Origin of the sequence: Streptomyces rhizoryzae (genome assembly GCF_023155275.1) — a bacterium.
Taxonomy (GTDB): domain Bacteria; phylum Actinomycetota; class Actinomycetes; order Streptomycetales; family Streptomycetaceae; genus Streptomyces; species Streptomyces rhizoryzae.
On record NZ_JALMUV010000004.1, the window covers coordinates 246,313 to 267,080 of the forward strand.

The 20,768-nt window shown below is 73.8% G+C and carries 21 protein-coding genes; 6 read left to right on the top strand and 15 right to left on the bottom strand.

Annotated features, from left to right (window positions below):
* From MUU72_RS05895 to hsaA, 7 genes are all read right to left on the bottom strand, one after another.
* Positions 1-930, bottom strand: coding sequence for a DMT family transporter (locus MUU72_RS05895; protein WP_248012039.1), 930 nt, complete (start codon positions 928-930; stop codon positions 1-3).
* A gap of 303 nt (positions 931-1,233) precedes the next feature.
* The gene (locus MUU72_RS05900) at positions 1,234-2,901 is read right to left on the bottom strand and encodes an FAD-dependent oxidoreductase (protein WP_248012040.1); all 1,668 of its coding nucleotides are present in this window, start codon (positions 2,899-2,901) and stop codon (positions 1,234-1,236) included.
* Between the two features lie 26 nt (positions 2,902-2,927).
* On the bottom strand, positions 2,928-3,836 hold the full coding sequence (locus MUU72_RS05905) for a MaoC/PaaZ C-terminal domain-containing protein (protein WP_248012041.1): 909 nt from the start codon (positions 3,834-3,836) through the stop codon (positions 2,928-2,930).
* The gene (locus tag MUU72_RS05910) at positions 3,836-4,312 is read right to left on the bottom strand and encodes a flavin reductase family protein (protein WP_248012042.1); all 477 of its coding nucleotides are present in this window, start codon (positions 4,310-4,312) and stop codon (positions 3,836-3,838) included. Before MUU72_RS05910 ends, MUU72_RS05905 begins: the two co-directional genes overlap by 1 nt.
* Complete coding sequence (locus MUU72_RS05915) at positions 4,309-5,205, bottom strand: VOC family protein (protein ID WP_248012043.1); 897 nt, start codon at positions 5,203-5,205, stop codon at positions 4,309-4,311. Before MUU72_RS05915 ends, MUU72_RS05910 begins: the two co-directional genes overlap by 4 nt.
* A gap of 25 nt (positions 5,206-5,230) precedes the next feature.
* On the bottom strand, positions 5,231-6,094 hold the full coding sequence (hsaD, locus tag MUU72_RS05920) for a 4,5:9,10-diseco-3-hydroxy-5,9,17-trioxoandrosta-1(10),2-diene-4-oate hydrolase (protein WP_248012044.1): 864 nt from the start codon (positions 6,092-6,094) through the stop codon (positions 5,231-5,233).
* Positions 6,091-7,260 carry a 3-hydroxy-9,10-secoandrosta-1,3,5(10)-triene-9,17-dione monooxygenase oxygenase subunit gene (hsaA, locus tag MUU72_RS05925; RefSeq protein WP_308403780.1) on the bottom strand — a complete coding sequence of 390 codons (1,170 nt, stop codon included), beginning with the start codon at positions 7,258-7,260 and terminating at the stop codon, positions 6,091-6,093. The genes hsaD and hsaA overlap by 4 nt, the downstream gene beginning before the upstream one ends.
* Positions 7,261-7,471: 211 nt before the next feature.
* Here hsaA and MUU72_RS05930 point away from each other — a divergent pair, with 211 nt between their 5' ends.
* A complete protein-coding gene (locus MUU72_RS05930) occupies positions 7,472-8,347 on the top strand; it encodes an IclR family transcriptional regulator (protein WP_248012046.1) in 876 nt (291 codons plus the stop codon).
* Positions 8,348-8,405: 58 nt separating this feature from the next.
* On the opposite strand, the gene MUU72_RS05935 is transcribed toward MUU72_RS05930, so the two are convergent.
* The 7 genes from MUU72_RS05935 to MUU72_RS05965 form a co-directional block, all read right to left on the bottom strand.
* On the bottom strand, positions 8,406-9,434 hold the full coding sequence (locus MUU72_RS05935; RefSeq protein WP_248012047.1) for a ferredoxin--NADP reductase: 1,029 nt from the start codon (positions 9,432-9,434) through the stop codon (positions 8,406-8,408).
* The gene (locus tag MUU72_RS05940; RefSeq protein WP_248012048.1) at positions 9,427-9,696 is read right to left on the bottom strand and encodes a hypothetical protein; all 270 of its coding nucleotides are present in this window, start codon (positions 9,694-9,696) and stop codon (positions 9,427-9,429) included. Before MUU72_RS05940 ends, MUU72_RS05935 begins: the two co-directional genes overlap by 8 nt.
* Positions 9,697-9,707: 11 nt before the next feature.
* Positions 9,708-10,844 (bottom strand): 3-ketosteroid-9-alpha-monooxygenase, oxygenase component, encoded by a 1,137-nt coding sequence (locus MUU72_RS05945; protein WP_248012049.1) that lies wholly within the window; start codon positions 10,842-10,844, stop codon positions 9,708-9,710.
* A 13-nt stretch (positions 10,845-10,857) separates the two neighbouring features.
* Positions 10,858-11,883: a 4-hydroxy-2-oxovalerate aldolase gene (dmpG, locus tag MUU72_RS05950; protein ID WP_248012050.1), complete on the bottom strand. Its 1,026-nt coding sequence runs from the start codon at positions 11,881-11,883 to the stop codon at positions 10,858-10,860.
* Positions 11,880-12,788 carry an acetaldehyde dehydrogenase (acetylating) gene (locus MUU72_RS05955; RefSeq protein ID WP_248012051.1) on the bottom strand — a complete coding sequence of 303 codons (909 nt, stop codon included), beginning with the start codon at positions 12,786-12,788 and terminating at the stop codon, positions 11,880-11,882. Before MUU72_RS05955 ends, dmpG begins: the two co-directional genes overlap by 4 nt.
* 42 nt (positions 12,789-12,830) lie before the next feature.
* Complete coding sequence (locus tag MUU72_RS05960) at positions 12,831-13,613, bottom strand: 2-keto-4-pentenoate hydratase (RefSeq protein WP_248012052.1); 783 nt, start codon at positions 13,611-13,613, stop codon at positions 12,831-12,833.
* A gap of 411 nt (positions 13,614-14,024) precedes the next feature.
* Positions 14,025-14,726, bottom strand: a complete 702-nt coding sequence (locus MUU72_RS05965) for a lysophospholipid acyltransferase family protein (protein WP_248012053.1) — start codon at positions 14,724-14,726, stop codon at positions 14,025-14,027.
* A gap of 347 nt (positions 14,727-15,073) precedes the next feature.
* Here MUU72_RS05965 and MUU72_RS05970 point away from each other — a divergent pair, with 347 nt between their 5' ends.
* The 4 genes from MUU72_RS05970 (at position 15,074) to MUU72_RS05985 (ending at position 18,239) form a co-directional block, all read left to right on the top strand.
* Positions 15,074-15,412: a thioredoxin family protein gene (locus tag MUU72_RS05970; RefSeq protein WP_248012054.1), complete on the top strand. Its 339-nt coding sequence runs from the start codon at positions 15,074-15,076 to the stop codon at positions 15,410-15,412.
* Between the two features lie 228 nt (positions 15,413-15,640).
* Complete coding sequence (locus MUU72_RS05975; RefSeq protein ID WP_248012055.1) at positions 15,641-16,147, top strand: flavin reductase family protein; 507 nt, start codon at positions 15,641-15,643, stop codon at positions 16,145-16,147.
* A gap of 212 nt (positions 16,148-16,359) precedes the next feature.
* A complete protein-coding gene (locus MUU72_RS05980; protein WP_248012056.1) occupies positions 16,360-17,148 on the top strand; it encodes an electron transfer flavoprotein subunit beta/FixA family protein in 789 nt (262 codons plus the stop codon).
* Between the two features lie 128 nt (positions 17,149-17,276).
* Entirely contained in the window at positions 17,277-18,239 is a 963-nt protein-coding gene (locus MUU72_RS05985; RefSeq protein WP_248012057.1) for an electron transfer flavoprotein subunit alpha/FixB family protein, read from the top strand.
* Positions 18,240-18,338: 99 nt separating this feature from the next.
* Here the strand turns inward: MUU72_RS05985 and MUU72_RS05990 are convergent, their stop codons facing one another.
* Positions 18,339-18,857: a DinB family protein gene (locus MUU72_RS05990; protein WP_248012058.1), complete on the bottom strand. Its 519-nt coding sequence runs from the start codon at positions 18,855-18,857 to the stop codon at positions 18,339-18,341.
* Positions 18,858-19,060: 203 nt separating this feature from the next.
* On the opposite strand from MUU72_RS05990, the gene MUU72_RS05995 reads away from it, so the two are divergent.
* Positions 19,061-20,344, top strand: coding sequence for a DUF6986 family protein (locus tag MUU72_RS05995; RefSeq protein WP_248012059.1), 1,284 nt, complete (start codon positions 19,061-19,063; stop codon positions 20,342-20,344).
* Positions 20,345-20,768 lie beyond the last annotated feature (424 nt).

A 20,768-nucleotide genomic window follows, 5' to 3' on the forward strand; every position in this document is an offset into this window, starting at 1 on the left:
CTAGGCGCGGCGCCGGAGGCGGCCGCGCCGCGGACGGGCCGGCCGCTCCCCCGCCTCGCCGGCCACCAGATCGCGGGCGAGCGACACCTGGGAGAGCAGCACCGCGCCCCACACGATCAGTCCGCAGCCCAGCGCCTCCGGCAGCAGCCACCAGCCGGCCCGCACCCGCTCGTCGAAGAGCGTCACCCCCAGGGAGAGGCTGACCAGCGCGTCCCCGAGGGTGAGCACCGGCTGCGAGGCGGTCAGCGGGCCGGACTGCATGGCGTTCTCCATCAGGAACAGCGCCACCATCCCGGTCAGCACGAACCCGTACGTCTGCCAGGACGCGAAGAACTCGCCCGCCCCGCCCCGCTGCCAGGCGTGCGTGGCGTCCTTGAGCAGGGCGGCGGTCAGCGCGTACGCGATCGCCGTACCCGCGCCGAAGCAGGCGGCCCGGACGCTGCCGGCACCGCGGCGCAGTCCGGCGGCGACCGAGACCGAGATCACGACGGCGCAGACGACCAGGGCCGGCACCCAGCGGCCGAGCGGCGCGTGGTCGCGGCCGGCGCCGGGCGCCGCGGCCGCCAGCGCGGTCCCCAGCCCGACGACCAGCAGCGCCACCCCCGCCCAGCCGCGCCGGGAGACCCGCCGGGGCAGCCCGCCCAGCAGCAGCCGGCCGAGCAGCAGCGCCAGCGGCAGCTCCATCACGAAGATCGGCTGCACCACGGAGAGCGCGCCCAGCGACAGCGCCAGCGCCTGGAAGCAGGCGGCCGGCAGCACCATCAGCATCCCGGCGAGCCACACCGCCCGGTGCAGCAGATCGGCGATCAGCCCGAGCCGGAGCCGGGCGGAAACCGGGACGGTGCGGGCCGCCCGGCGCTGGAGCACGACGGACAGCGCGTTGCTCGCCGCCGCCAGCAACGCGAACAGGACGGCCGCCCAGGTGCCCACGCGCCCACCTCTTCCCTCGCGTCCGCTTTGCCCCCGACGCTATCCGCTGGCGCGGTGGGTTGCCCGCGTTGTCGGCTGGCCCGCCGTGGGGGGTGTGTCGTGTGCGCCTGCGGCGCGGGGGGTGGGTTTCCGCTGCGCGGGGCTGTTGGGTGCGGTGGCGGGCCCTGCGCCTGCGGCGTGCCGCGCAGCGGCACCGGACCCCGCGAAGCGGGGAACGACAGCACCCCGCACGGCGGGAAGGCCGACAACGTGCGCAGGCCCGCCGCAGGTACCCGCACGGCGGGAAGGCCGACAACGCGGGATTCAGCGGCCCCCGGCCGCAACATGGTTCAGCGCAGCCCAAGCAAACGTCATCGCGGGCCCGATCGTCGCCCCCGGCCCCGGATACGTCTCGCCCATCGCGGCGGCCGAGACGTTGCCGGCGGCGTAGAGGCCGTCGACGGCGCTGCCGTCCGGTCGCAGGACCCGGGCGTCGGCGTCGATGACCAGGCCCCCCTTGGTGCCGATGTCCCCGGGGTGGACGGGGACGGCGTAGTAGGGCGGTTTGGTGAGCGGGGCGAGGTTGGGGTTGGGGAGGGTGGGGTCGCCGTAGTAACGGTCGTAGACGCTCTCGCCGCGGTGGAAGTCCTCGTCGCGGCCGGTGCGGGCGAAGCCGTTGAAGCGGTCGAGGGTGGCGGCCAGGCGGGCGGCGGGGATGCCGGTGGCCTCGGCGAGGGCGGGGACCGAGCCGGCCTTCTTGACGAAGCCGTCGGCGAGCCACTTGCGGGGGAAGGGCTGGCCGGGGAAGAGGCCCATGAAGAGGTAGCGGGCCTTGGCGCGGGCGTCGAGGATCAGCCAGGACGGGACGGTGGACGCCTCGGCGGTGTGCCGGGCGTACATCGCGTCGACGAACTCGCTGTAGGGGGCGGCCTCGTTGGCGTAGCGGTCGCCGGCCTGGTTGACGATGACCATGCCGGGGATGCCGCGGTCGGCGACGAGGAAGAAGGGGCGTTCGCCGGGCGGGCAGACCGAGGGGGCGCCCCAGACCTTGTCCAGCAGGTCGGTGGCGGCGCCGGCCTCGACGCCGAGCTGGAGGGCGTCGCCGGTCTGGCCCTCGGAGGCGGAGGACCAGGCGGCGGAGGTGGGGGCGGGCAGGTGCTTCTCGCGGAGTTCCTGGTTGTGCGAGAAGCCACCGGAGGCCAGGACGACGCCGCCGGTGGCCCGGATCGTCACCTCGCGGCCGTTGCGGAGGGCCCGGACGCCGGTGACCCGGTCGTTCTCCTGGACGAGGCCGGTGAGGGGGGTGTCCAGCCACAGGTCGCCGCCGAGGGCGGCCAGTGAGTACCGCATCCGGGCGATCAGGGCCTCGCCGAGGGAGAGCGGTTTGGCGCCGGTGGCCAGGGCCTTGGCGGCGCGCAGGCCGACCTTGACGGAGGTGCGGCGGCCGGCCCAGGTGCGGGCGACCATGTTGAGGTGGCGGAAGTCGTAGCTGGTGATGGTGAGGCCGTAGGTGGGCAGGCCGGCCCGGCGCATGGTGCGGCGCGCTTCGGCGGTCAGGGCGGTGAAGTCGAAGACGGCCGGTTCGATGGAGCGGCCCTGGGGGTAGCCGCCGAGCCGTTCGGGGAAGTAGTCGCAGTAGCCGGGGGTGTAGACGAAGCGGACGGCGGTGCGGTCGTGGAACTCCCGCACCATCCGGGGCCCGTGGGTCAGGTAGGCGTCCTTGAGGGCCTCGGGGACGCGGTCGCCGACGGTGGCGTCGAGGTAGGCGCGGGCCTTCTCCCGGGTGTCGCCGAGGCCGGCCGCGTCGAGGTGGAAGTTGGTGGGGATCCAGATCGCGCCGCCGGACAGCGCGGTGGAGCCGCCGTAGCGGTCGGTCTTCTCGATGATCAGGGGGCGCAGGCCGCGCAGCCGCGCGGTGAGCGCGGCGGCGAAGCCGGCCGCGCCGGACCCGGCGATCACGACGTCGTAGGTGTGGTCCCAACTGTCTTTCATGGCAGCTCCGTTGGTGCGGCGGGCGGTCAGCGGACGGTGAGCGCGGCGTGGCTGAGGACGACCGCGTCGTCGCGGTCCGGGGCGGTGGCGCGGAGCAGGTAGCCGGTGCCGCCGGGCTGGTCCCACAGGTGCAGCCGCAGCGTCTCGCCGGGGAAGAAGACGCCCGCGAAGCGGGTGCGGCAGCCGGTGATCCGGGTCGGGTCGGAACCCAGCAGCCGGTCGGTGACGGCCTTGACGGCCATCCCGAAGGTGCACAGGCCGTGCAGGATGGGCCGGTCGTAGCCGGCGGCGCGGGCGGTGGCGGGGTCGGCGTGCAGCGGGTTCCGGTCGCCGGTCAGCCGGTAGAGCAGGGCCTGCTGGCGCAGCGTCGGCAGGTCGAAGAGGTGGTCGGGGGTCCGGTCGGGGGCGGGGGTGGGGTCGGCGGGGCCGCGGTCGCCGCCGAAGCCGCCGGCGCCGTGCACGAAGATGTGGTTGCGCTGGGTGAGCAGCGGCCGGTCGTCCTCGTCGCGCAGGGTGGATTCCTGGACGAGGACGGCGGCCCGGCCCTTGTCGTGGACGGCGGTGACGCGGGTGGTGGCGGTGGCCCGGGCGGCGGCGGGCAGCGGGCGGTGCACGGTGATCTCCTGGGCGCCGTGCAGGGCCTGGGCCAGGTCGATGTCGACACCGGGCAGGTCGAAGACCTGGAAGCCGATACCGCCGGTGCCGCCGGCGACGGTGCCGAAGGTGGGCAGGACGGCCAGGCCGCGGGCGTGCCGCTCGTAGACGTAGGCCAGTTCGCGGTCGTCGGTCTCGGGGACGCCGGCGCCCAGGGCGAGGTGGTAGAGCCGGACGTCGCGGTCGTCCCAGGTGACCTCGGTGCGGACCGGGGGCGCGGAGGTCACCCGCGCCACGTCGATCGGCGGGGCGGGGGCCTGCCCCGGCGGGGAGCCGGCCATCAGAAGGCTCCCGTCGCGTAGCCGCCGCGGAAGTACAGCAGCGGGGCGCCGTCCTCCCGGGCGGTCAGGTCCAGGACCCGGCCGGTGACCAGGAGGTGGTCGCCGGCCTCGTGGACGGCCTCCAGGGCGCAGTCCACGGTGGCGAGCGCGCCGTCGAGGTGGACGGTGCCGTGCGGGGTGGCGCGCCAGGGCAGGCCGGCGAACTTGTCGGTGCCGGGCGCGGCGAGCGCGGCGCACGCCGCGCGGTGCTCCTCGGCGAGGATGCTGACCGCGAAGTGCCCGGCGGCGGCGATCCGCGGCCAGCTGGTCGAGCCCTTGCCGACGCAGAGCAGGATCAGCGGCGGGTCCAGGGAGAGCGAGGCGAAGGACTGGCAGGCCAGGCCGGCCGGTTCGCCGTCCGGGCCGAGGGCGGCGACCATGGTGATGCCGCTGGCGAAGCGGCCCAGGACGTCCCGGAACGCGGCGGGTTCGATCATCCGTTCCACTGGTGGCCCCAGAAGCTGTCGGCGGTGATCTCCTTGGTGACCCAGGTCGCGGGGTCGACGATCAGGCCGTCCCAGCCGTATTCGACCTGGAAGCCGCCGGGGGCCTGGGCGTAGAAGGAGACCATGTGGTCGTTGGAGTGCCGGCCGAGGGAGGAGGCGATGGGGATGCCGGCCCGGTGCATCCGGTCCAGGCAGAAGCCGACGTCGTCGAGGGTCTCCAGCTCGACCATGAAGTGGACGATGCCGGGCGGCAGGGCTCCGGGGTAGAGGCCGAGGCTGTGGTGGCGGGCGTTGGGGCTGAGGAAGTTCATCCAGTAGTGGTCGCGGCCGGGTTCGCCGGTCGGGACGGCGATCGGCGGGAGTTTCATCCGGTCGCGCAGCTGGAAGCCGAGGAGGCCCTCGTAGAAGGCGACGGCGGCGTCCATGTCGGGGGCGGGCAGGACGACGTGGCCGAGGCCGAGGTGGTCGCCGGTGACGAAGCGGTTGCCGTAGGGGGTGCCGAGCGGGGTGTGGTCCTGGGCCTGGCCCCAGTAGATCTCCAGGGGGTTGCCGGCCGGGTCGGTGACGTGCAGGAGGCCCTGGACGCGGCGGTCGGCGAGGGTGGCGTCGTCGGCGTGCTCGACGGCGACGCCGGCGGCCTCCAGTTCGGCGGCGGCCTCGGCGAGGGCGGCGGCGCCGGCCACCTCGAAGCCGGCCGCGAGCAGCCGGTCCTGGGTGCCGGCCTCGAAGGAGAAGCGGCGGATCCGGTCGTCGATCCGGACGTGCAGCACCTCGTCGGTGCTGCCCTCGGCCGCCACCATGCCGAGGATGTCGAGGGCGTAGGTGCGCCACTCGGCGAGGCGGGCGGTCTCGATGCGCAGGTAGCCCAGCGAGCGGATGTCCATGGACGTGCCTTTCGGTGCCGTGGCGTCAGTGCCGGAAGAAGTCGAGGGCGAGGCGGTTGAACTCCTCGAACCGCTCGGTCTGCGCCCAGTGGCCGCAGTGCGGGAAGACGTGCAGCCGGGCGTCGGGGATGGTCTTGAGGGCGACCAGGGCGCCGTCGAGCGGGTTGACCCGGTCCTCCCGGCCCCAGGTCAGGAGGGTGGGGTGGGTGATGCGGTGGGCCTCGCGCCAGAGCATGGTGTCGGCGGGCCACTTGGCGAAGGAGGCGGCCATCCGGTCGTTGCCGAGCTTGGCCTCGGGGTCGGTGGCGCGGGCGTAGCGCTCCTCGACGAACGCGTCGGTGACCAGGGCCGGGTCGTAGGCGAGGGTGGTGAGGAAGTCGCGCATCATGGCGCGGGTGGGCTCGGTGGTGCCGTTGAAGGCGAAGAGCTTCTTGATGCCTTCGGTGGGGTCGGGGGCGAAGAGGTTGACGGAGATGCCGCCGGGGCCCATGAGGAGGAGTTTGCCGACCTTCTCCGGGTGGTCCAGCGCCATCCGGGTGGCGGTGCCGCCGCCGAGCGAGTTGCCGACGAAGTGGGCCCTGGCCAGGCCGATCTCGTCCATGAGGGCGGCGACGGCGTCGGCGGCGAAGGAGAAGAAGTCCTTGGTCGGCTCGGGTTTGCCGGAGGCGCCGTAGCAGGGCTGGTCGATGAGCAGGGTGCGGAAGTGCTCGGCGAAGACCGGGAGGTTGCGGCCGAAGTTGGACCAGCCGGAGGCGCCGGGGCCGCCGCCGTGCAGCATGATCACGGCGGGGGCGGCGGGGTCGCCGGCCTCGTTGTAGTGCAGGGTGAGGTCCCCGGCGGTGGCGGTCTTCGAGGTGTTCTCGTAGCTGAGGTCGTCCGGCGTGGTCACAGCATCGTGTCCTGGATGTCGAGGCCGAGGGCGCCCTGGCCGTAGAGGGACAGCGCCCGTTCCGGGTCGTTGGCGGCGTGGCCGCGGCCGGTGTGCACGTCGCGCCAGGCGCGCTGGACGGGGTGGGGGCCGGTGCGCATGGCGCTGCCGCCGGCGTTCTCCACCAGCAGGTCCACGGCGGCCACCGCGCGTTCGGTGGCCAGCACCTGGTCGCGGCGGGCGCGGGTGCGCAGGGCCATCGGCAGGTCCTCGCCGCGCACCACCCGCTCGTACATGTCGCCGATGTTGCGGGTGAGCTGGAGCCAGGCGGCGTCGATGTCGCTGGCCGCGCGGGCGATCCGGACGTGCGCGAAGGGGTCCTCGGCGACCTTCTGGCCGTAGGAGACCCGGACGCGTTCGCGGGTGGCGGCGACGTAGCCCTCGTAGGCGCCCTGGGCGATGCCGACGAGGGGGGTGGAGATGGTGGTGGTGAAGACGGCGGCGTAGGGCAGCCGGTAGAGGGGTTCGGGGTGGGTGCGGTGGCCGGGGCAGTCGCGAGCGCTGACCGGGCCGAAGCCGAGCGCGCGGTGCGCGGGGACGAAGACGTCGTCGGCGACGATGTCGTTGCTGCCGGTGCCGCGCAGGCCGACGGTGTCCCAGACGTCGATGATGCGGTAGTCGGCGCGCGGGACGAGGAAGGTGTAGACCTCGACGGGCTTGCCGTCGGCGTCGGTGACCAGGCCGCCGAGCAGGGCCCAGTCGGTGTGGTCGCAGCCGGAGGAGAAGTGCCAGCGGCCGGAGATCCTGAAGCCGCCGGGGACCGGGGTGACCTGGCTGGTGGGGGCGTAGGAGGAGCTGATGCGGGTGTGCGGGTCCGCGCCCCAGACCTCGTCCTGGGCGCGGCGGTCGAAGAGCGCCACGTGCCAGGGGTGGACGCCGACGACGGAGGCGACCCATCCGGTGGAGCCGCACGCCCGGGCGATCTCGCGGACCGCGCGGTAGAAGACCAGCGGGTCGGCGGCGAGTCCGCCGTAGGCCCGCGGCTGGAGGAGCTGGAAGAAGCCGGTGCCGGCCAGGTCCTTGATGGAGGCGTCGGGCACCCGGCGCAGGCTCTCCGCCTCGGCGGCGCGTTCGCGCAGGGTGGGGGCGAGTTCGCGGACCGCTGCCAGGACGTCGTCGTCGCGCATGCGCATCCCCTCTCGTTCGTGAGGTAGGGCCCTGCCGCGCCGTCCCGCGGCAGGGGTGGCAGGAACCTACGCTTTACTATTCCGAAACGAAATACCCTCTTCCCACTCAGCGGGAGGGCTGGCAACGTTCCCGGCAACTCGCGAAACCCCGGCACACGGCCGCCATTGGGGCCCGGACCTGGGGTTTCGCCGTTCCGTGGGAGGTGTGCCGATGCCGGAGCAGTCCGCCGGAGGTGGCTGTCCGCCGCTGTCGCTGCTGGAGAAGGCCGCGCGGGTGATGAACGCGTTCAGCGCTGCCGACGCCCGGCTGACCCTGACCGAGGTGGTGCAGCGCTCGGGCGTCCCGCGCTCCTCGGCGCACCGGATCCTGGACCAGCTGCTGGGCCTGCGCTGGCTGGAGCGGGAGGGCCGCGGCTACCGGCTGGGCCTGGGTGTGCTGGAACTGGGCGCGCTCGCCGCGCACCACCACCGGCTGCGCCGGGCGGCCCTGCCCCATCTGCACGAACTCCACGAGGCCACCGGGCACTTGGTGCACCTGGCGGTGCTGGACGAGGCCGAGGTGGTGCACGTGGAGCGGATCGGCGGGGCGGCGGACACCGCGGTGCCCACCCGGGTGGGCGGCCGGCAGCCGGCGTACTGCACCGCGTCCGGCAAGGCGATCCTGGCGTTCGGCGACGACGCGGTGGTGGAGCAGGTGGTGCGGGGCGGGCTGCGGCCGCGCACACCGCGGACCATCTGCCGCCCCGAGGCGCTGCGCAGCGAGCTGGCGGCGGCCCGGGCGCGCGGGGTGGCCTACGACCACGAGGAGGCGTACCGGGGGGTGTCCTGCGTGGCCGCGCCGCTGCGCGGGGCGGGCCGGGCGATCGGGGCGATCTCGCTCTCCGGGAACGGCGCGCACCGCGAACTGGACCGGCTCGCGCCGGCGGTGGCGGACTGCGCGCGCACGGTGTGGCGCGCGCTGTTCGGACCGGGGCGGCGCACCGCCCGGCCGCACCGGGCGACGGAGGTGCCGCGGCCGGGTCCGGTGCTGTCGCCGGCGGCGATGGCGAACACCCTGGCGTGGCTGCGGGACAGCGAGTGGGTGTGAGGCGGGGGCGGTACGGCGTGGGTGATGGGGCGGGGGCGGCCGGAGCGGCCCCCGCCGGTCAGCTGTAGCTGATCTCGACTTCGCCGCCGGCGGCGACCGCCTGGCAGGCCAGGACGTACCCTTCGGCGAGGTCGGTGGCGTCCAGCACCTCGTTGCGGGCCATGGTCACCTCGCCGCTGACCACCCGGCAGGTGCAGGCGGCGCAGGCGCCCTCCCGGCAGGAGTACGGGGCGTCGACCCCGGCGGCCAGCAGGGCGTCCAGCAGCGGGGTGCCGGCCGGCCAGCGGATCTCGTGGGTGGTGCCGTCGAGCTCCACCCGGGCGGTGGCGCCGGCCGGGCCGTCCGCCGGGCCGTCCGCGCGGCCCGGCCCCTCGAACGCCGCCGCCCCGCTGAGCGAGAAGAACCGCTCCCGGTGCACCCGGTCGCGGGGCGCGCCCAGGCCCCGCAGGGCCAGCTCCGCCGCGTCCATCAGCGGCTGCGGACCGCACAGGTAGGTCTCGCGGCCGGCGTACGGGGCGAGCGCGGCGGCCAGCCGGCCGGGGTCGGGCAGGCCCTGGAGGCTCTCCAGCCAGTGCAGCACGAGCAGCCGGTCCGGGAAGTCCTCGGCCAGTTCGCGCAGTTCGCCGCGGAAGATGACGGCGGACTCGGCGCGGTTGGCGTAGAGCAGGACGACATGGGCGGTGCCCCGGGTGAGCGCCGACTTCAGCACCGACATCACCGGGGTGATGCCGCTGCCGCCGGCGATCAGCAGCAGGTCGGTGTCCAGACCGGCCGGGGTGAAGGTGCCGGCCGGCGCCAGCACCTCCAGTTCGGTGCCGGGCCGGGCGTGGTCGCACAGCCAGTTGGAGCCGTGCCCGCCCGGAACCCGTTTGACGGTGACCTTCATCGGCTCGCCGGTGTGCGGGGAGCTGGCCAGGGAGTAGCAGCGGGCCGCCGCCCCGCCGTCCCGCCCGGGCAGTCTGAACGTGAGGAACTGGCCCGGTGCGTAAGGGAGTCGGTGCGCGGTGTCGAAGACCAGGGAGCGGGCGTCGGCGGTCTCGTCGATCACCTCGGCGATCCGCAGCCGGTGGGTGCGCGGCTCAGGCATCGGCCACCACCGGTTCCGCGGGCGCGCCCGGTACGGGGTTGCCTTCCTTGTCGGCCACCACCAGGCTGCCGTCGGCCACCGCCCGGGCGATGCTCTCGCGCAGCGCCTCGCACGAGCGGACCCGGGCACTGGGCTCCCCGGCCGCCGTCCGCTCCCGGATCCGGGGGCAGACCTCGGCGGCGTCGCCGGTCCACTGCACCTGGGTGTGGGCGGGGCTGAACTTCTCGCACAGGACCTGGTTCCCGCAGGTCCGGCAGTTCACGGGCCGCACGGTCAGGCCCCGGCCGCGCGGCGGGCGAGGTTGTCGGCGACCTCGGCGCGCCAGGCCGTGTTGGCCCGTTCGGTGTCGATCTCGAACTCGAAGCGGCGCACCATCTCGTCCTGCACGTCGGCGGCATCGACGTAGAACTGCTCGTACCAGCGGCGGAGCTGGTAGACCGGCCCGTCCTCCTCGGTGAGCAGCGGGTTGTCGATGCGGGTCTTGTTCCGCCAGATCTCCACGTCCTGCTCGAAGCCGACCTTCAGGCCCTCGGACGCGAGCCGGGCGGCCTCGGCGGCCTCCGCGTCGGACATGCCGGGGAGCTTCTTGACGATCGCGCCGTACATCAGCACGAAGCTGTTGGCGTCGACCGGGTAGTGGCAGTTGATGAGCACCGACTCCATCTCGGCCTCGGCGCCGACGTCGGTCCACAGCTTGTCGATCATGTACGAGGGGCCGAAGTAGGAGGCGTCGGAGCGCAGGTCGCCGACCGACGAGGGGGTGCTCAGGTCGATGTCCTCGCGCGGGGAGGACTCCATGTACTGGGTGGCGATGTGCCCCTCGAAGACGTTCTTGAAGTACGTCGGGAAGGAGTAGTGGATGTAGTAGAAGTGCGCCATGTCGACGACGTTGTCGACGATCTCCCGGCAGTTGGAGTTCTCCACCCGCAGGGTGTTCCAGGACCAGGCGGACCAGTCGGGGTGGCCGGCGCCCTCGATCCCGGGGATGGTCACCCCGGGCGGCGGCGGGTTGCCCTCGGGGTCGTGCCAGACGTAGAGCTGCTGGTTGCGCTCCAGGGTGGTCCAGGCGCGGGTGCGGGCGCGCGGCGGGACCCGGCGGGCGTACGGGATGCCGGCGCAGCGGCCGTTACCGGACCAGCGCCAGTCGTGGAACGGGCAGGCGACGGTGTCGCCCTTGACGCTGCCGCGGGCGAGGTTGCCGCCCATGTGCGGGCAGTAGGCGTTCAGGACGTGCAGGGTGCGGTCCTGCTCGCCCTGGAAGACCACGAGTTTGCTGCCGAACGCCTCGATCTCGTGCGGCCGGCCGTCCTTGAAGGTGTCCGCGAGTCCCAGGCAGTGCCAGCCCCGGGCGAACCGGGCGGGCGGCGCGGCCGCCTCGATGACACGGGCCTCTTCGTTGAGTGCGGTCATCGTTCTCTCCCTGCTACTTCTGCGCCGCGAGTTCTACGGCGATGTCGATGAGCTGGTCCTCCTGGCCGCCGACGAGGCGGCGTTCGCCCGCGCGGAGCAGGATCTGGGCGGCGGGCACGCCGTAGCGCTCGCCCTGCCGGAAGGCGTGCTTGAGGAAGCTGGAGTAGACCCCGGCGTGGCCCATCAGGAGGGCGAGCCGGTCGAGTTGGCATTCGCCGTCCATGACCGGGCGGACCACGTCCTCCGCGGCGTCGATGATCTTCAGGACGTCGATGCCGGTGCGGATGCCCATCTTGGCGCAGACCGCGACCAGCGCCTCCACGGCGGTGTTGCCGGCGCCGGCGCCGAGCCGCCGGGTGGACCCGTCGATCTGCCGGGCGCCGGCCTGGATGGCGGCGATGGAGTTGCCGGTGCCCAGGGCGAGGTTCTCGTGGCCGTGGAAGCCCACCTGGGCGTCGTCGCCGAGCTCCGCGACCAGGGCCTGGACCCGCTCGGTGACGTCGTCCATCACCATCGCCCCGGCCGAGTCGACGACGTAGACGCACTGGCAGCCGGCATCGGCCATGATCCGGCCCTGCCGGGCGAGCGCCTCGGGGGTGGTGGAGTGCGCCATCATCAGGAAACCGACGGTCTCCAGCCCCCTCTCCCGCGCCAGCCCGAAGTGCTGGACGGCGATGTCCGCCTCGGTGCAGTGGGTGGCGATCCGGCAGACGGCGGCGCCGTTGTCGTGCGCGGCGCGGATGTCGTCCTTCACCCCGAGCCCGGGCAGCATCAGGAAGGCGATCTTCGCCTGCCGCGCGGTGTCCACCGCGGTCTTGATCAGCTCCTGCTCGGGGGTCCCGGAGAAGCCGTACGTGAACGACGACCCGCCCAGCCCGTCGCCGTGCGTCACCTCGATCACCGGGACGCCGGCGTCGTCCAGCGCCGCCACCACGGACCGCACGTCCTCGACGGTGAACCGGTGCCGTGTGGCGTGCGAGCCGTCGCGCAGCGAGGAGTCGGTGACGCGGATGTCGAGGGTGTCGGAGTAGCTCTTCATGCCTGGATGCCCATGCCCTTCGCGAACTCCTCGCCGACCTTGGTGGCGGCGGCGGTCATGATGTCGAGGTTCCCGGCGTACGGCGGGAGGAAGTCGCCGGCGCCCTCGACCTCCAGGAAGACCGCGACCCGGGCCATACCGCCGTTGACCACCGACGGGTCGTCGAACTGCGGCTCGGCGCGCAGCCGGTAGCCGGGGACGTAGGTGGCGACCTGCTCGGCGACCTCCTTGACGGACTGCGCGACGGCGTCCCGGTCGGCGTCCTCGGGGATCGCGCAGAAGACGGTGTCGCGCATGATGACCGGGGGCTCGGCGGGGTTGAGGATGATGATCGCCTTGCCGCGGCCGGCGCCGCCGATCTCCTCGATGCCGCGGGCGGTGGTGCGGGTGAACTCGTCGATGTTGGCGCGGGTGCCGGGCCCGGCGGAGACCGAGGCGACGGACGCGACGATCTCGGCGTACGCGACGGGGACCACGCGCGAGACGGCGTACACCATGGGGATGGTGGCCTGCCCGCCGCAGGTGATCATGTTGACGTTGTCGGCGTCGAGGTGCGCGGTGAGGTTGGCGGGCGGGACGACGGCCGGGCCGAGGGCGGCCGGGGTGAGGTCGATGGCCTTGATGCCGCGTTCGGCGTAGCGGGGGGCGTGGGCCCGGTGGACGGCCGCGGAGGTGGCCTCGAAGACCAGGTCCGGGGTCTCGTCCTGGGCGAGCAGCCAGTCCACGCCCTCGTGGCTGGCCTCGATCCCGGCGCGGCGGGCCCGGGCCAGTCCCTCGCTCTGCGGATCGACGCCGATCATCCAGCGGGGTTCGATCAGCGGCGAGCGCCGGAGTTTGCAGAGCAGGTCGGTGCCGATGTTGCCGGAACCGACGATGGCCGCGGTGGCCTTGGTCGTGCCTGTCATCATCACCTCGGGTGAAGGAGGGCTGAGGGGGTCCGAGGGTCCTCAGACGAAGGAGAGCGAGACCGGGCCGAGCCCGGTGAAGTCGGCGGTGAAGGTCGCGCCGGGCGCGACGTCCACGGCGCGGGTGCAGGAGCCGGGCAGCACCAGGTGCCCCTTCTTCAGGGGCACGCCGAAGCGGGCGACGGTCCGGGCGAGCCAGGCGACGGCGAGCGCGGGGTCGCCGAGTACCGCGTCGCTGCGGCCCTCGGCGATCCGCTCGGGTCCGCGGCGCAGCACCGCGTCGACGGCACTGAGGTCCAGTTCGCGCGGGTCGCGGCCGTCGCCGATGGCGTATCCGGCGGACGAGGCGTTGTCGGCGACGGTGTCGGGCAGGGTGATCCGCCAGTCCCGGATCCGGCTGTCGATCAGTTCCAGGGCGGGCACCACGCGTTCGGTGGCGGCCAGCACGTCGGCCACCTCGCACCCCTCGCCGGGCAGGTCGTCGCCGAGCACGAAGCCGACCTCGACCTCGATGCGCGGGGCGCAGTAGCGGCCGAGCGGGACGGGGGTGCCGGGGTGCAGCTCCATGTCGTCCAGCAGATGGCCGTAGTCGGGTTCGTCGACGCCCATCATCCGCTGCATGACCGGGGAGGAGAGTCCGACCTTGTGGCCGGTGACGGTGGCGCCCGCCCGCTGCCGCTCCCGGATGTTGATCAACTGGATCTCGTACGCGTCCTCGGCGTCCATCCCGTCGAACGCCGCGGTGAGCGGGCCGATGGGCCGGCCCGAGCGCTCCGCGTCGCGCAACTGCCGTGCCGCCAGCTGCCGTTGGTGGTCCGTGAGCATGGGGTCCTCCGCGGGCCGGGGGTGGGTCTGTGCCGGGAGGCTAAGCGCGGCGGCGGACGGGCGGGGAGCGCGCGTTCCCGCTCAGCGGGAATTCTTCGGCCCCGAGTTATTCCGGTCCGAAATAGCACTCCAAGGCCTCGCCTGGGGCCCCCGCCGACTTCGGCCACCTCCCGCACCAACCCACCCACCTCAGCCCCCACCCACCTGACAACTGACCCCAGCGGGAGGGGACGGGTCTGCGGGGGTGGTGTGCCGGACGTCAAGCGAAGCAGTCCGGCACACCACCCCCGCAGGCCCGTCACCGCACCCCGAAAGCCCCGCGCAGCGGAAACGCAAGGCGCCGCAGGCGCAACGGAAACAACCCCCGCGGCGGGAAAGCCGACAACGTGGGAAAAGAGCCAAGCGCCAGCGCTACGCGCTGGGGGCGGTGCCCCCCAGGTGCGGCGGGATCCACCACGTGTCCTCGGGGTGCCGCGGACGTACCGGGTACGCCCGCTGCGCGGCCTCCAGGAGGTCCTGGACGCGGGCCCGCAGGCGATCGGTGATCTTCTCCGGGTGCTCCGCCGGGTCCGCGGCCATCGGCTCGCCGACCCGGATCGTGATCGGGAAGTGGTGGCGGCCCAGCTCCCGCTTGTGGCCCTTGGTCCACAGCCGCTGGGTGCCCCACAGGGCCATCGGCAGGAGCGGTACGCCGGCTTCCTGGGCCAGCCGGGCCGCGCCGGACTTGAAGGTCTTCAGGGTGAAGGACTCGGAGATCGTCGCCTCCGGGAAGACGCCGATCACCTCGCCCGAACGCAGCGCGGCCAGCGCGTGCTTGTACGCGTGCATGCCCTGGGCGCGGTCGACCGGTATGTGCTTCATCGCCCGCATCAGCGGCCCGGACACCTTGTGCCGGAAGACCGATTCCTTCGCCATGAACCGCACCAGTCGCTTGGCCGGCCGCGCCGCCAGTCCGCAGAAGACGAAGTCCAGGTAGCCGATGTGGTTGCTCACCAGCACCGCGCCGCCGCGCCGGGGGATGTTCTCCGTACCGGCGATGTCGAACTTCAGGTCCAGCGCCCTGAAGAGCGTGCGTGCCGCGCCGATGACGGGCGGATAGACGAACTCGGCCATGTCCGGGGGGACCCCTTCTCCTGTGCCCGGGGACGGTTCTCCCGGCGGCAACCTACGCAGCCGTAACTCCCGGCTTCGGGAGATCGTGCCCGATGTGCGCTCCGGCGGCCAGCGCGCGGGCCCCTCCGGGCGCGAGATTCTCGTCACGTGATCTCAGCGGGATGGCGGCCGGACACCGGGGGAGGGGAGGACGGCGGCGGTTTTCGGACGAGGGCGCCGCGGTGGGAATCTTCGCGGCGCCGGGAGCGCTGCACGGTGGCGGGACGGCGGTCCGGGTCGGGTGCTGGATGCCCGCCGCGGCCCGGACGGGGCGGAAGGCCGGACGGTGGACGAAGGCGGAGGGAAGGATGACGGTGGGCGAGCGGGACGGCTCGGCGCGGCTGGGCGCCGACGAGATCGGTGCCGCGCTGGGTGCGCGGGCCACCCTCGTGCAGTTCTCCAGCGCGTTCTGCCAGCCCTGCCGGGCCACCCGGCGCACCCTGGCCGAAGTCGCCGGCATGGTCCAGGGGGTGGCGCACGTCGAGATCGACGCGGAGGCCCGGCTGGAGCTGGTGCGGCGGCTGGGCGTGCTGCGGACGCCGACGGTCCTGGTGCTGGACCGGGACGGGGCGGTGGTCCGCCGCGCCACGGGCCAGCCGCGCAAGGCCGACGTCATCGCGGCCCTGGGGGCGGCGGTCCGTGATTGATCTCCCAGATGGCGGGCGGCCCTTGACGCTGCGGCTCACGCGTCGTCAGCCTGACGTCATGCGGCCAGGCATCCTCCTCCTTCTCTACGGACGCGCGCACGTCGATCTGCTGCGGACCGCCAGCGCGCGCTGTCCCGGCGTGTGAGCAGCGACGACCCCACCGCCGCCGGCCGCGCTCCGGCCGGCGGCCCCGCCCGGGCCCGTAGCCCACAGCAGAAGGACAACTCCATGACGGCCTCGCCCGACCTCGGCACGCCCGCCACCGCCTCTCCCGAGCTGCTGCGCTCGGTCTTCCGCCGGCACGCCGCGGGCGTCGCGGTGATCACCGCGTACGGCTCCGGTCCGGTCGGTTTCACCGCCACCTCGCTCACTTCCGTCGCCGCCGAACCCCCGCTGCTCTCCTTCGGCATCGGCACCGGCGCCTCCAGCTGGCCGGCCGTCGCCGAGGCCGCGCACATAGGCGTCCACCTCCTCGGTGAGCACCAGCAGGAGCTGGCCGCCACGTTCGCGCGCAGCGGTGCCGACCGCTTCGGCCCCGCCACCTCCTGGCGCACCGGCCCCGAGGGCGTGCCCCTGCTGGACGGCGTACTGGCCTGGCTGGTGTGCCGGGTGGTGGCCCGGATCCCGGCCGGCGACCACCGGCTGGTGGTCGCCGAGCCCCTCGTCGGCGATCCCGCCGGACCGGGCCGCCCGCTCCTCTACCACCAGGGCCGCTTCAACGCCCTGCGCGACTGACGCGTTCCGCGCGGACCTGCTGCGTCACCCGGTCGGGGCCGTTGGGAAGGTCACATTTCGACGGCCTTGATTCGGGGCACGAGACTGTATGTACTGGCGAGTAATATGACGGTCGGCGCGGGGATCCGCAACCGACCGGGAGCCGCCCCGAGAGGCGCCTATGCTGCCAGCACAAGGCAGTTCTGAAGAGACGAGCAGGTAGGAGAGCCGGCGTGAGCTTGAGGATCGTTGTCTGTGTGAAGTACGTGCCCGACGCCACCGGCGACCGGCACTTCGCCGAGGACCTGACCGTCGACCGCGACGACGTGGACGGCCTCCTCTCGGAGCTCGACGAGTACGCCGTCGAGCAGGCCCTGCAGATCAAGGAAGCCAACGACGACGACGCCGAGATCACGGTCCTGACCGTCGGTCCCGAGGACGCCAACGACGCGCTGCGCAAGGCGCTGTCGATGGGCGCCGACAAGGCCGTCCACGTCGAGGACGACGATCTGCACGGCACCGACGCGCTCGGCACCTCGCTCGTGCTCGCCAAGGCCATCGAGAAGACCGGCTACGACCTCGTGGTCTGCGGTATGGCGTCCACCGACGGCACCATGGGCGTGCTGCCCGCGCTGCTCGCCGAGCGCCTGGGCGTCCCGCAGGTCACCCAGCTCTCCCAGGTCGCGGTCGCCGACGGCAAGGTGACCGGCCGCCGGGACGGCGACACCGCCAGCGAGCAGCTGGAGGCCGCGCTGCCGGCCGTCGTCTCCGTCACCGACCAGTCGGGCGAGGCGCGTTACCCCTCCTTCAAGGGCATCATGGCCGCCAAGAAGAAGCCGGTGGAGTCCCTGGACCTGGAGGACCTGGACATCGAGGCGGACGAGGTCGGCCTGGAGGGTGCCTGGACCAAGGTCGAGTCGGCCGCCGAGCGCCCGGCCCGCACCAAGGGCACGATCGTCACGGACGAGGGCGAGGGCGCCAAGCAGCTCGCCGAGTTCCTCGCGGGCCAGAAGTTCATCTGAGCCGCGGATCCGGATCCGGGGCGGCCGGGGCCGGCCCCCGCTTCCCCGCCCGTACCCGACGGCACACCTGACGGGCCGTCGGACCGATGCGTCCTCCCTCCCGCCCGCACTCTTCCAGGAGCACTCCCATGGCTGAAGTCCTTGTCTACGTCGACCACGTGGACGGCGCCGTCCGCAAGCCCACCCTCGAACTCCTCACCCTCGCCCGCCGCCTCGGCGAGCCGGTGGCCGTCCACCTCGGCGCCGGTGTGGACACCGCCGCCCCGGTGCTCGCCGAGCACGGCGCGGTGAAGGTCCTGGCCGCCGACGCCCCCGAGTTCGCCGAGTACCTCGTCGCCCCCAAGGTCGACGCGCTCCAGGCCGCCTACGAGGCGGTCTCGCCGGCCGCCGTCCTGCTGCCGTCCTCGGCCGAGGGCAAGGAGATCGGCGCCCGCCTGGCCGTCCGGATCGGCTCCGGCATCATCACCGACGCCGTGGACGTCGAGGCCGGCGACGAGGGCCCGGTGGCCACCCAGTCGGTCTTCGCGGCCTCGTACACCACCAAGTCGCGGATCACCAAGGGCACCCCGGTCATCACCGTCAAGCCCAACTCCGCCGCCCCGGAGGCCGCGCCGGCCGCCGGCGCGGTCGAGCAGCTCGCGGTGACCGTCGCCGACGCCTCCAAGGGCACCCGGATCGTCTCGCGCACCCCGCGCGAGTCGACCGGCCGCCCGGAGCTGACCGAGGCCGCGATCGTGGTCTCCGGCGGCCGCGGCGTCAACGGGGCCGAGAACTTCCCGGTCATCGAGGCGCTGGCCGACTCGCTCGGCGCGGCCGTCGGCGCCTCGCGCGCCGCGGTGGACGCCGGCTGGTACCCGCACACCAACCAGGTCGGCCAGACCGGTAAGTCGGTCTCGCCGCAGCTCTACATCGCGGCGGGCATCTCCGGCGCGATCCAGCACCGCGCCGGTATGCAGACCTCGAAGACCATCGTCGCCATCAACAAGGACGCCGAGGCGCCGATCTTCGACCTGGTCGACTACGGCGTGGTCGGCGACCTCTTCGAGGTCGTTCCGGCGCTCACCGACGAGGTCAAGAGCCGCAAGGGCTGACCCGTCCGTCCCGCCCGCGGGACCCGTCCCAAGGCCCCGTGCGCCCGGTGCGTACGGGGCCTTCGGCGCGTCCGGCGGCGCTGCGGCGCCCGGCGGCCGTCAGGCGCCGGTCGCGCCGTCGATCGCCTCGCGCAACAGGTCCGCGTGCCCGTTGTGGCGCGCGTACTCCTCGATCATGTGGACGTAGACCCAGCGGAGGTTGAGGGTGCGCCCGTCGGCGACGGTGAAGGTCTCGTCCAGGCCGCGGCCGGCCGCCGCCGCGTCGCAGGCCGCGATCTCCGCGCGGAAGGCGGCGAAGTCGGCGGCCGCGGTGGCCGGGGAGCCGCCGTCGAAGTCGCCGTCCGGGTCCTCGTCGGTGAAGTGGAGGTGGCCGACGTCCTCGCCCGCGAAGCACGTGCGGAACCACCAGCGGTCGGCGTCCGTCAGGTGGCGCACCAGCCCGAGCAGGGTGAGGCCGGACGGCGGGGTGGCGGCCCGGGCCAGCTGGTCGGCGGTCAGGCCCGCGCACTTGGCGAGCAGGGTGTCGCGGTGGTGATCCAGCCAGCCTTGCAGCATCGCGCGCTCGTCCGCGGCGGCCGGCCGCTCCCGGCGCTCCACAGGGGGTGCAGTCCATGTCATGCGGGGATTCTGGGCCGCGGCGGGCGGCCCGCGCCAGGGAGTTATGGGGCCGGGCCGCGGCGGTGACCTGCGCCGCCACGGCCGGGAAGGTGTTGACCTCGCCACACGACCCGGTTAGCTTCGCTATACGGATTGTTGATTCCGTTACGCGGAAATGCCCGGGCCATGGCGGCACCGGGCACAAGCACCGGGAGGGTACCGAAATGGGGCAGCAGGAGACCGTGGCGACGAGCCTCGCAGACACCGTACGCGAGGGCATCGGAGCCGCTCTCGCCGAGGTGGACGCCGATCTGGCGCGGCGCTACCCGGGCGACCCCGGCACCCGCCAGCCGGTCCACACCGTCTACGTCCCCGGCGACGCCTTCACCGCCGGCACCATCCGCTCCTGGGGCGACCAGGCGCTGGCCATGCTCGACGAGCACGCCCCGGACGCCGGCGCCCTCGCCGCCGTCCTCGGCATCTCCGACGAACTGGCCGGCCCGGTCCACGAGCGGGTCCGCGCCAAGCTGGAGCGCGAGCCGGTCGAGGACCTGCGGATCGACTTCGAGGACGGGTACGGCCTGCGCTCGGACGCCGAGGAGGACGAGGCCGCGGCCCGCGCCGCCGCCCTGGTCGCCGCCGCCTACCGGGACGGCACCGCCGCCCCCTACATGGGCATCCGGATGAAGTGCATGGAGGCCGCCGTCCGCGACCGCGGCATCCGCACCCTGGACATCTTCCTCACCGGCCTGATGGAGGCCGGCGGCCTGCCCGAGGGCCTCGTCCTCACCCTCCCCAAGGTCACCTACGCCGAGCAGGTCACCGCGATGGTCCGCCTGCTGGAGGCGTTCGAGAAGGCCCGCGGCCTGGAACCGGGCCGGATCGGCTTCGAGATCCAGATCGAGACCACCCAGTCCATCCTGGGCGCCGACGGCCGGGCCACCGTCGCCCGCATGATCGAGGCCGCCGAGGGCCGCGCCACCTCCCTGCACTACGGCACCTTCGACTACAGCGCCTCCTGCGGGGTCAGCGCCGCCTACCAGGCCAGCGACCACCCCGTCGCCGACCACGCCAAGGCCGTCATGCAGGTCGCCGCCGCCGGCACCGGCGTCCGCCTCTCCGACGGCTCCACCAACGTGCTGCCGGTCGGCCCCACCGCCCAGGTCCACGAAGCCTGGAAGCTGCACCACGGCCTCACCCGCCGCGCCCTGGCCCGCGCCTACTACCAGGGCTGGGACATGCACCCGGGCCACCTCCCGACCCGCTACGCCGCCGTCTACGCCTTCTACCGCGAGGGCCTGGAGAAGGCCGCCGCCCGCCTCGCCGCCTACGTGGCCAAGGCCGGCGGCGACATCGCCGACGAGCCCGCCACCGCCAAGGCCCTCAGCGGCTATCTCCTCCGCGGCCTCGACTGCGGCGCCGTCGACGCCTCCGAGGTCGCCGACCTCACCGGCCTCACCCGTGCCGACCTCGACGGCCTGGCGGGCCGCGGAGTCAAGCCGGCCTGAACCGCCGCGCGTCCGGCCCGCCGCCCGACCCGGTGAGCCGGTCCGGGCCCGCGCCCGGCCGCCGCACCGCTGCCCCCGGGCGCGGCGCTCCTCCCCGGGGGCCCGCCCCGGGGCGCGGGCGCACGGACCGCCCGGCGGGCCGATGGCACCCGCGGCCCGGCACCGGCCCCGCGTGCCACCGCAGGCCGCTGGGGTCTGTTGCGAAGGTGCGGGTAACGGCCGCGTGCCGCTGTGTTGTGGTCGTCCTTGTCGCACTCGGGCGGCTGTCCGCCTTGCGATCCGCGCTCGCGGCGGTTGCGGACGCGGTCCGTCGGGACCGGGATCGGCTTGCTTGGAGTGCACTCCAAGGTCATAGCGTTGCGACGGCTGAACCGAACACCCCACGCGTCGACGCATCATCCCGCACGACCAACGGAAAAAGGGG

Coding starts and splice junctions, on each gene's coding strand:
- MUU72_RS05900 (WP_248012040.1), bottom strand. CDS start 2,901: ATGAAAGACAGTTGGGACCACACCTACGACGTCGTGATCGCCGGGTCC.
- MUU72_RS05905 (WP_248012041.1), bottom strand. CDS start 3,836: ATGGCCGGCTCCCCGCCGGGGCAGGCCCCCGCCCCGCCGATCGACGTG.
- MUU72_RS05910 (WP_248012042.1), bottom strand. CDS start 4,312: ATGATCGAACCCGCCGCGTTCCGGGACGTCCTGGGCCGCTTCGCCAGC.
- MUU72_RS05915 (WP_248012043.1), bottom strand. CDS start 5,205: ATGGACATCCGCTCGCTGGGCTACCTGCGCATCGAGACCGCCCGCCTC.
- hsaA (WP_308403780.1), bottom strand. CDS start 7,260: ATGCGCGACGACGACGTCCTGGCAGCGGTCCGCGAACTCGCCCCCACC.
- MUU72_RS05930 (WP_248012046.1), top strand. CDS start 7,472: ATGCCGGAGCAGTCCGCCGGAGGTGGCTGTCCGCCGCTGTCGCTGCTG.
- MUU72_RS05935 (WP_248012047.1), bottom strand. CDS start 9,434: ATGCCTGAGCCGCGCACCCACCGGCTGCGGATCGCCGAGGTGATCGAC.
- MUU72_RS05945 (WP_248012049.1), bottom strand. CDS start 10,844: ATGACCGCACTCAACGAAGAGGCCCGTGTCATCGAGGCGGCCGCGCCG.
- dmpG (WP_248012050.1), bottom strand. CDS start 11,883: ATGAAGAGCTACTCCGACACCCTCGACATCCGCGTCACCGACTCCTCG.
- MUU72_RS05955 (WP_248012051.1), bottom strand. CDS start 12,788: ATGACAGGCACGACCAAGGCCACCGCGGCCATCGTCGGTTCCGGCAAC.
- MUU72_RS05960 (WP_248012052.1), bottom strand. CDS start 13,613: ATGCTCACGGACCACCAACGGCAGCTGGCGGCACGGCAGTTGCGCGAC.
- MUU72_RS05965 (WP_248012053.1), bottom strand. CDS start 14,726: ATGGCCGAGTTCGTCTATCCGCCCGTCATCGGCGCGGCACGCACGCTC.
- MUU72_RS05970 (WP_248012054.1), top strand. CDS start 15,074: ATGACGGTGGGCGAGCGGGACGGCTCGGCGCGGCTGGGCGCCGACGAG.
- MUU72_RS05975 (WP_248012055.1), top strand. CDS start 15,641: ATGACGGCCTCGCCCGACCTCGGCACGCCCGCCACCGCCTCTCCCGAG.
- MUU72_RS05985 (WP_248012057.1), top strand. CDS start 17,277: ATGGCTGAAGTCCTTGTCTACGTCGACCACGTGGACGGCGCCGTCCGC.
- MUU72_RS05990 (WP_248012058.1), bottom strand. CDS start 18,857: ATGACATGGACTGCACCCCCTGTGGAGCGCCGGGAGCGGCCGGCCGCC.
- MUU72_RS05995 (WP_248012059.1), top strand. CDS start 19,061: ATGGGGCAGCAGGAGACCGTGGCGACGAGCCTCGCAGACACCGTACGC.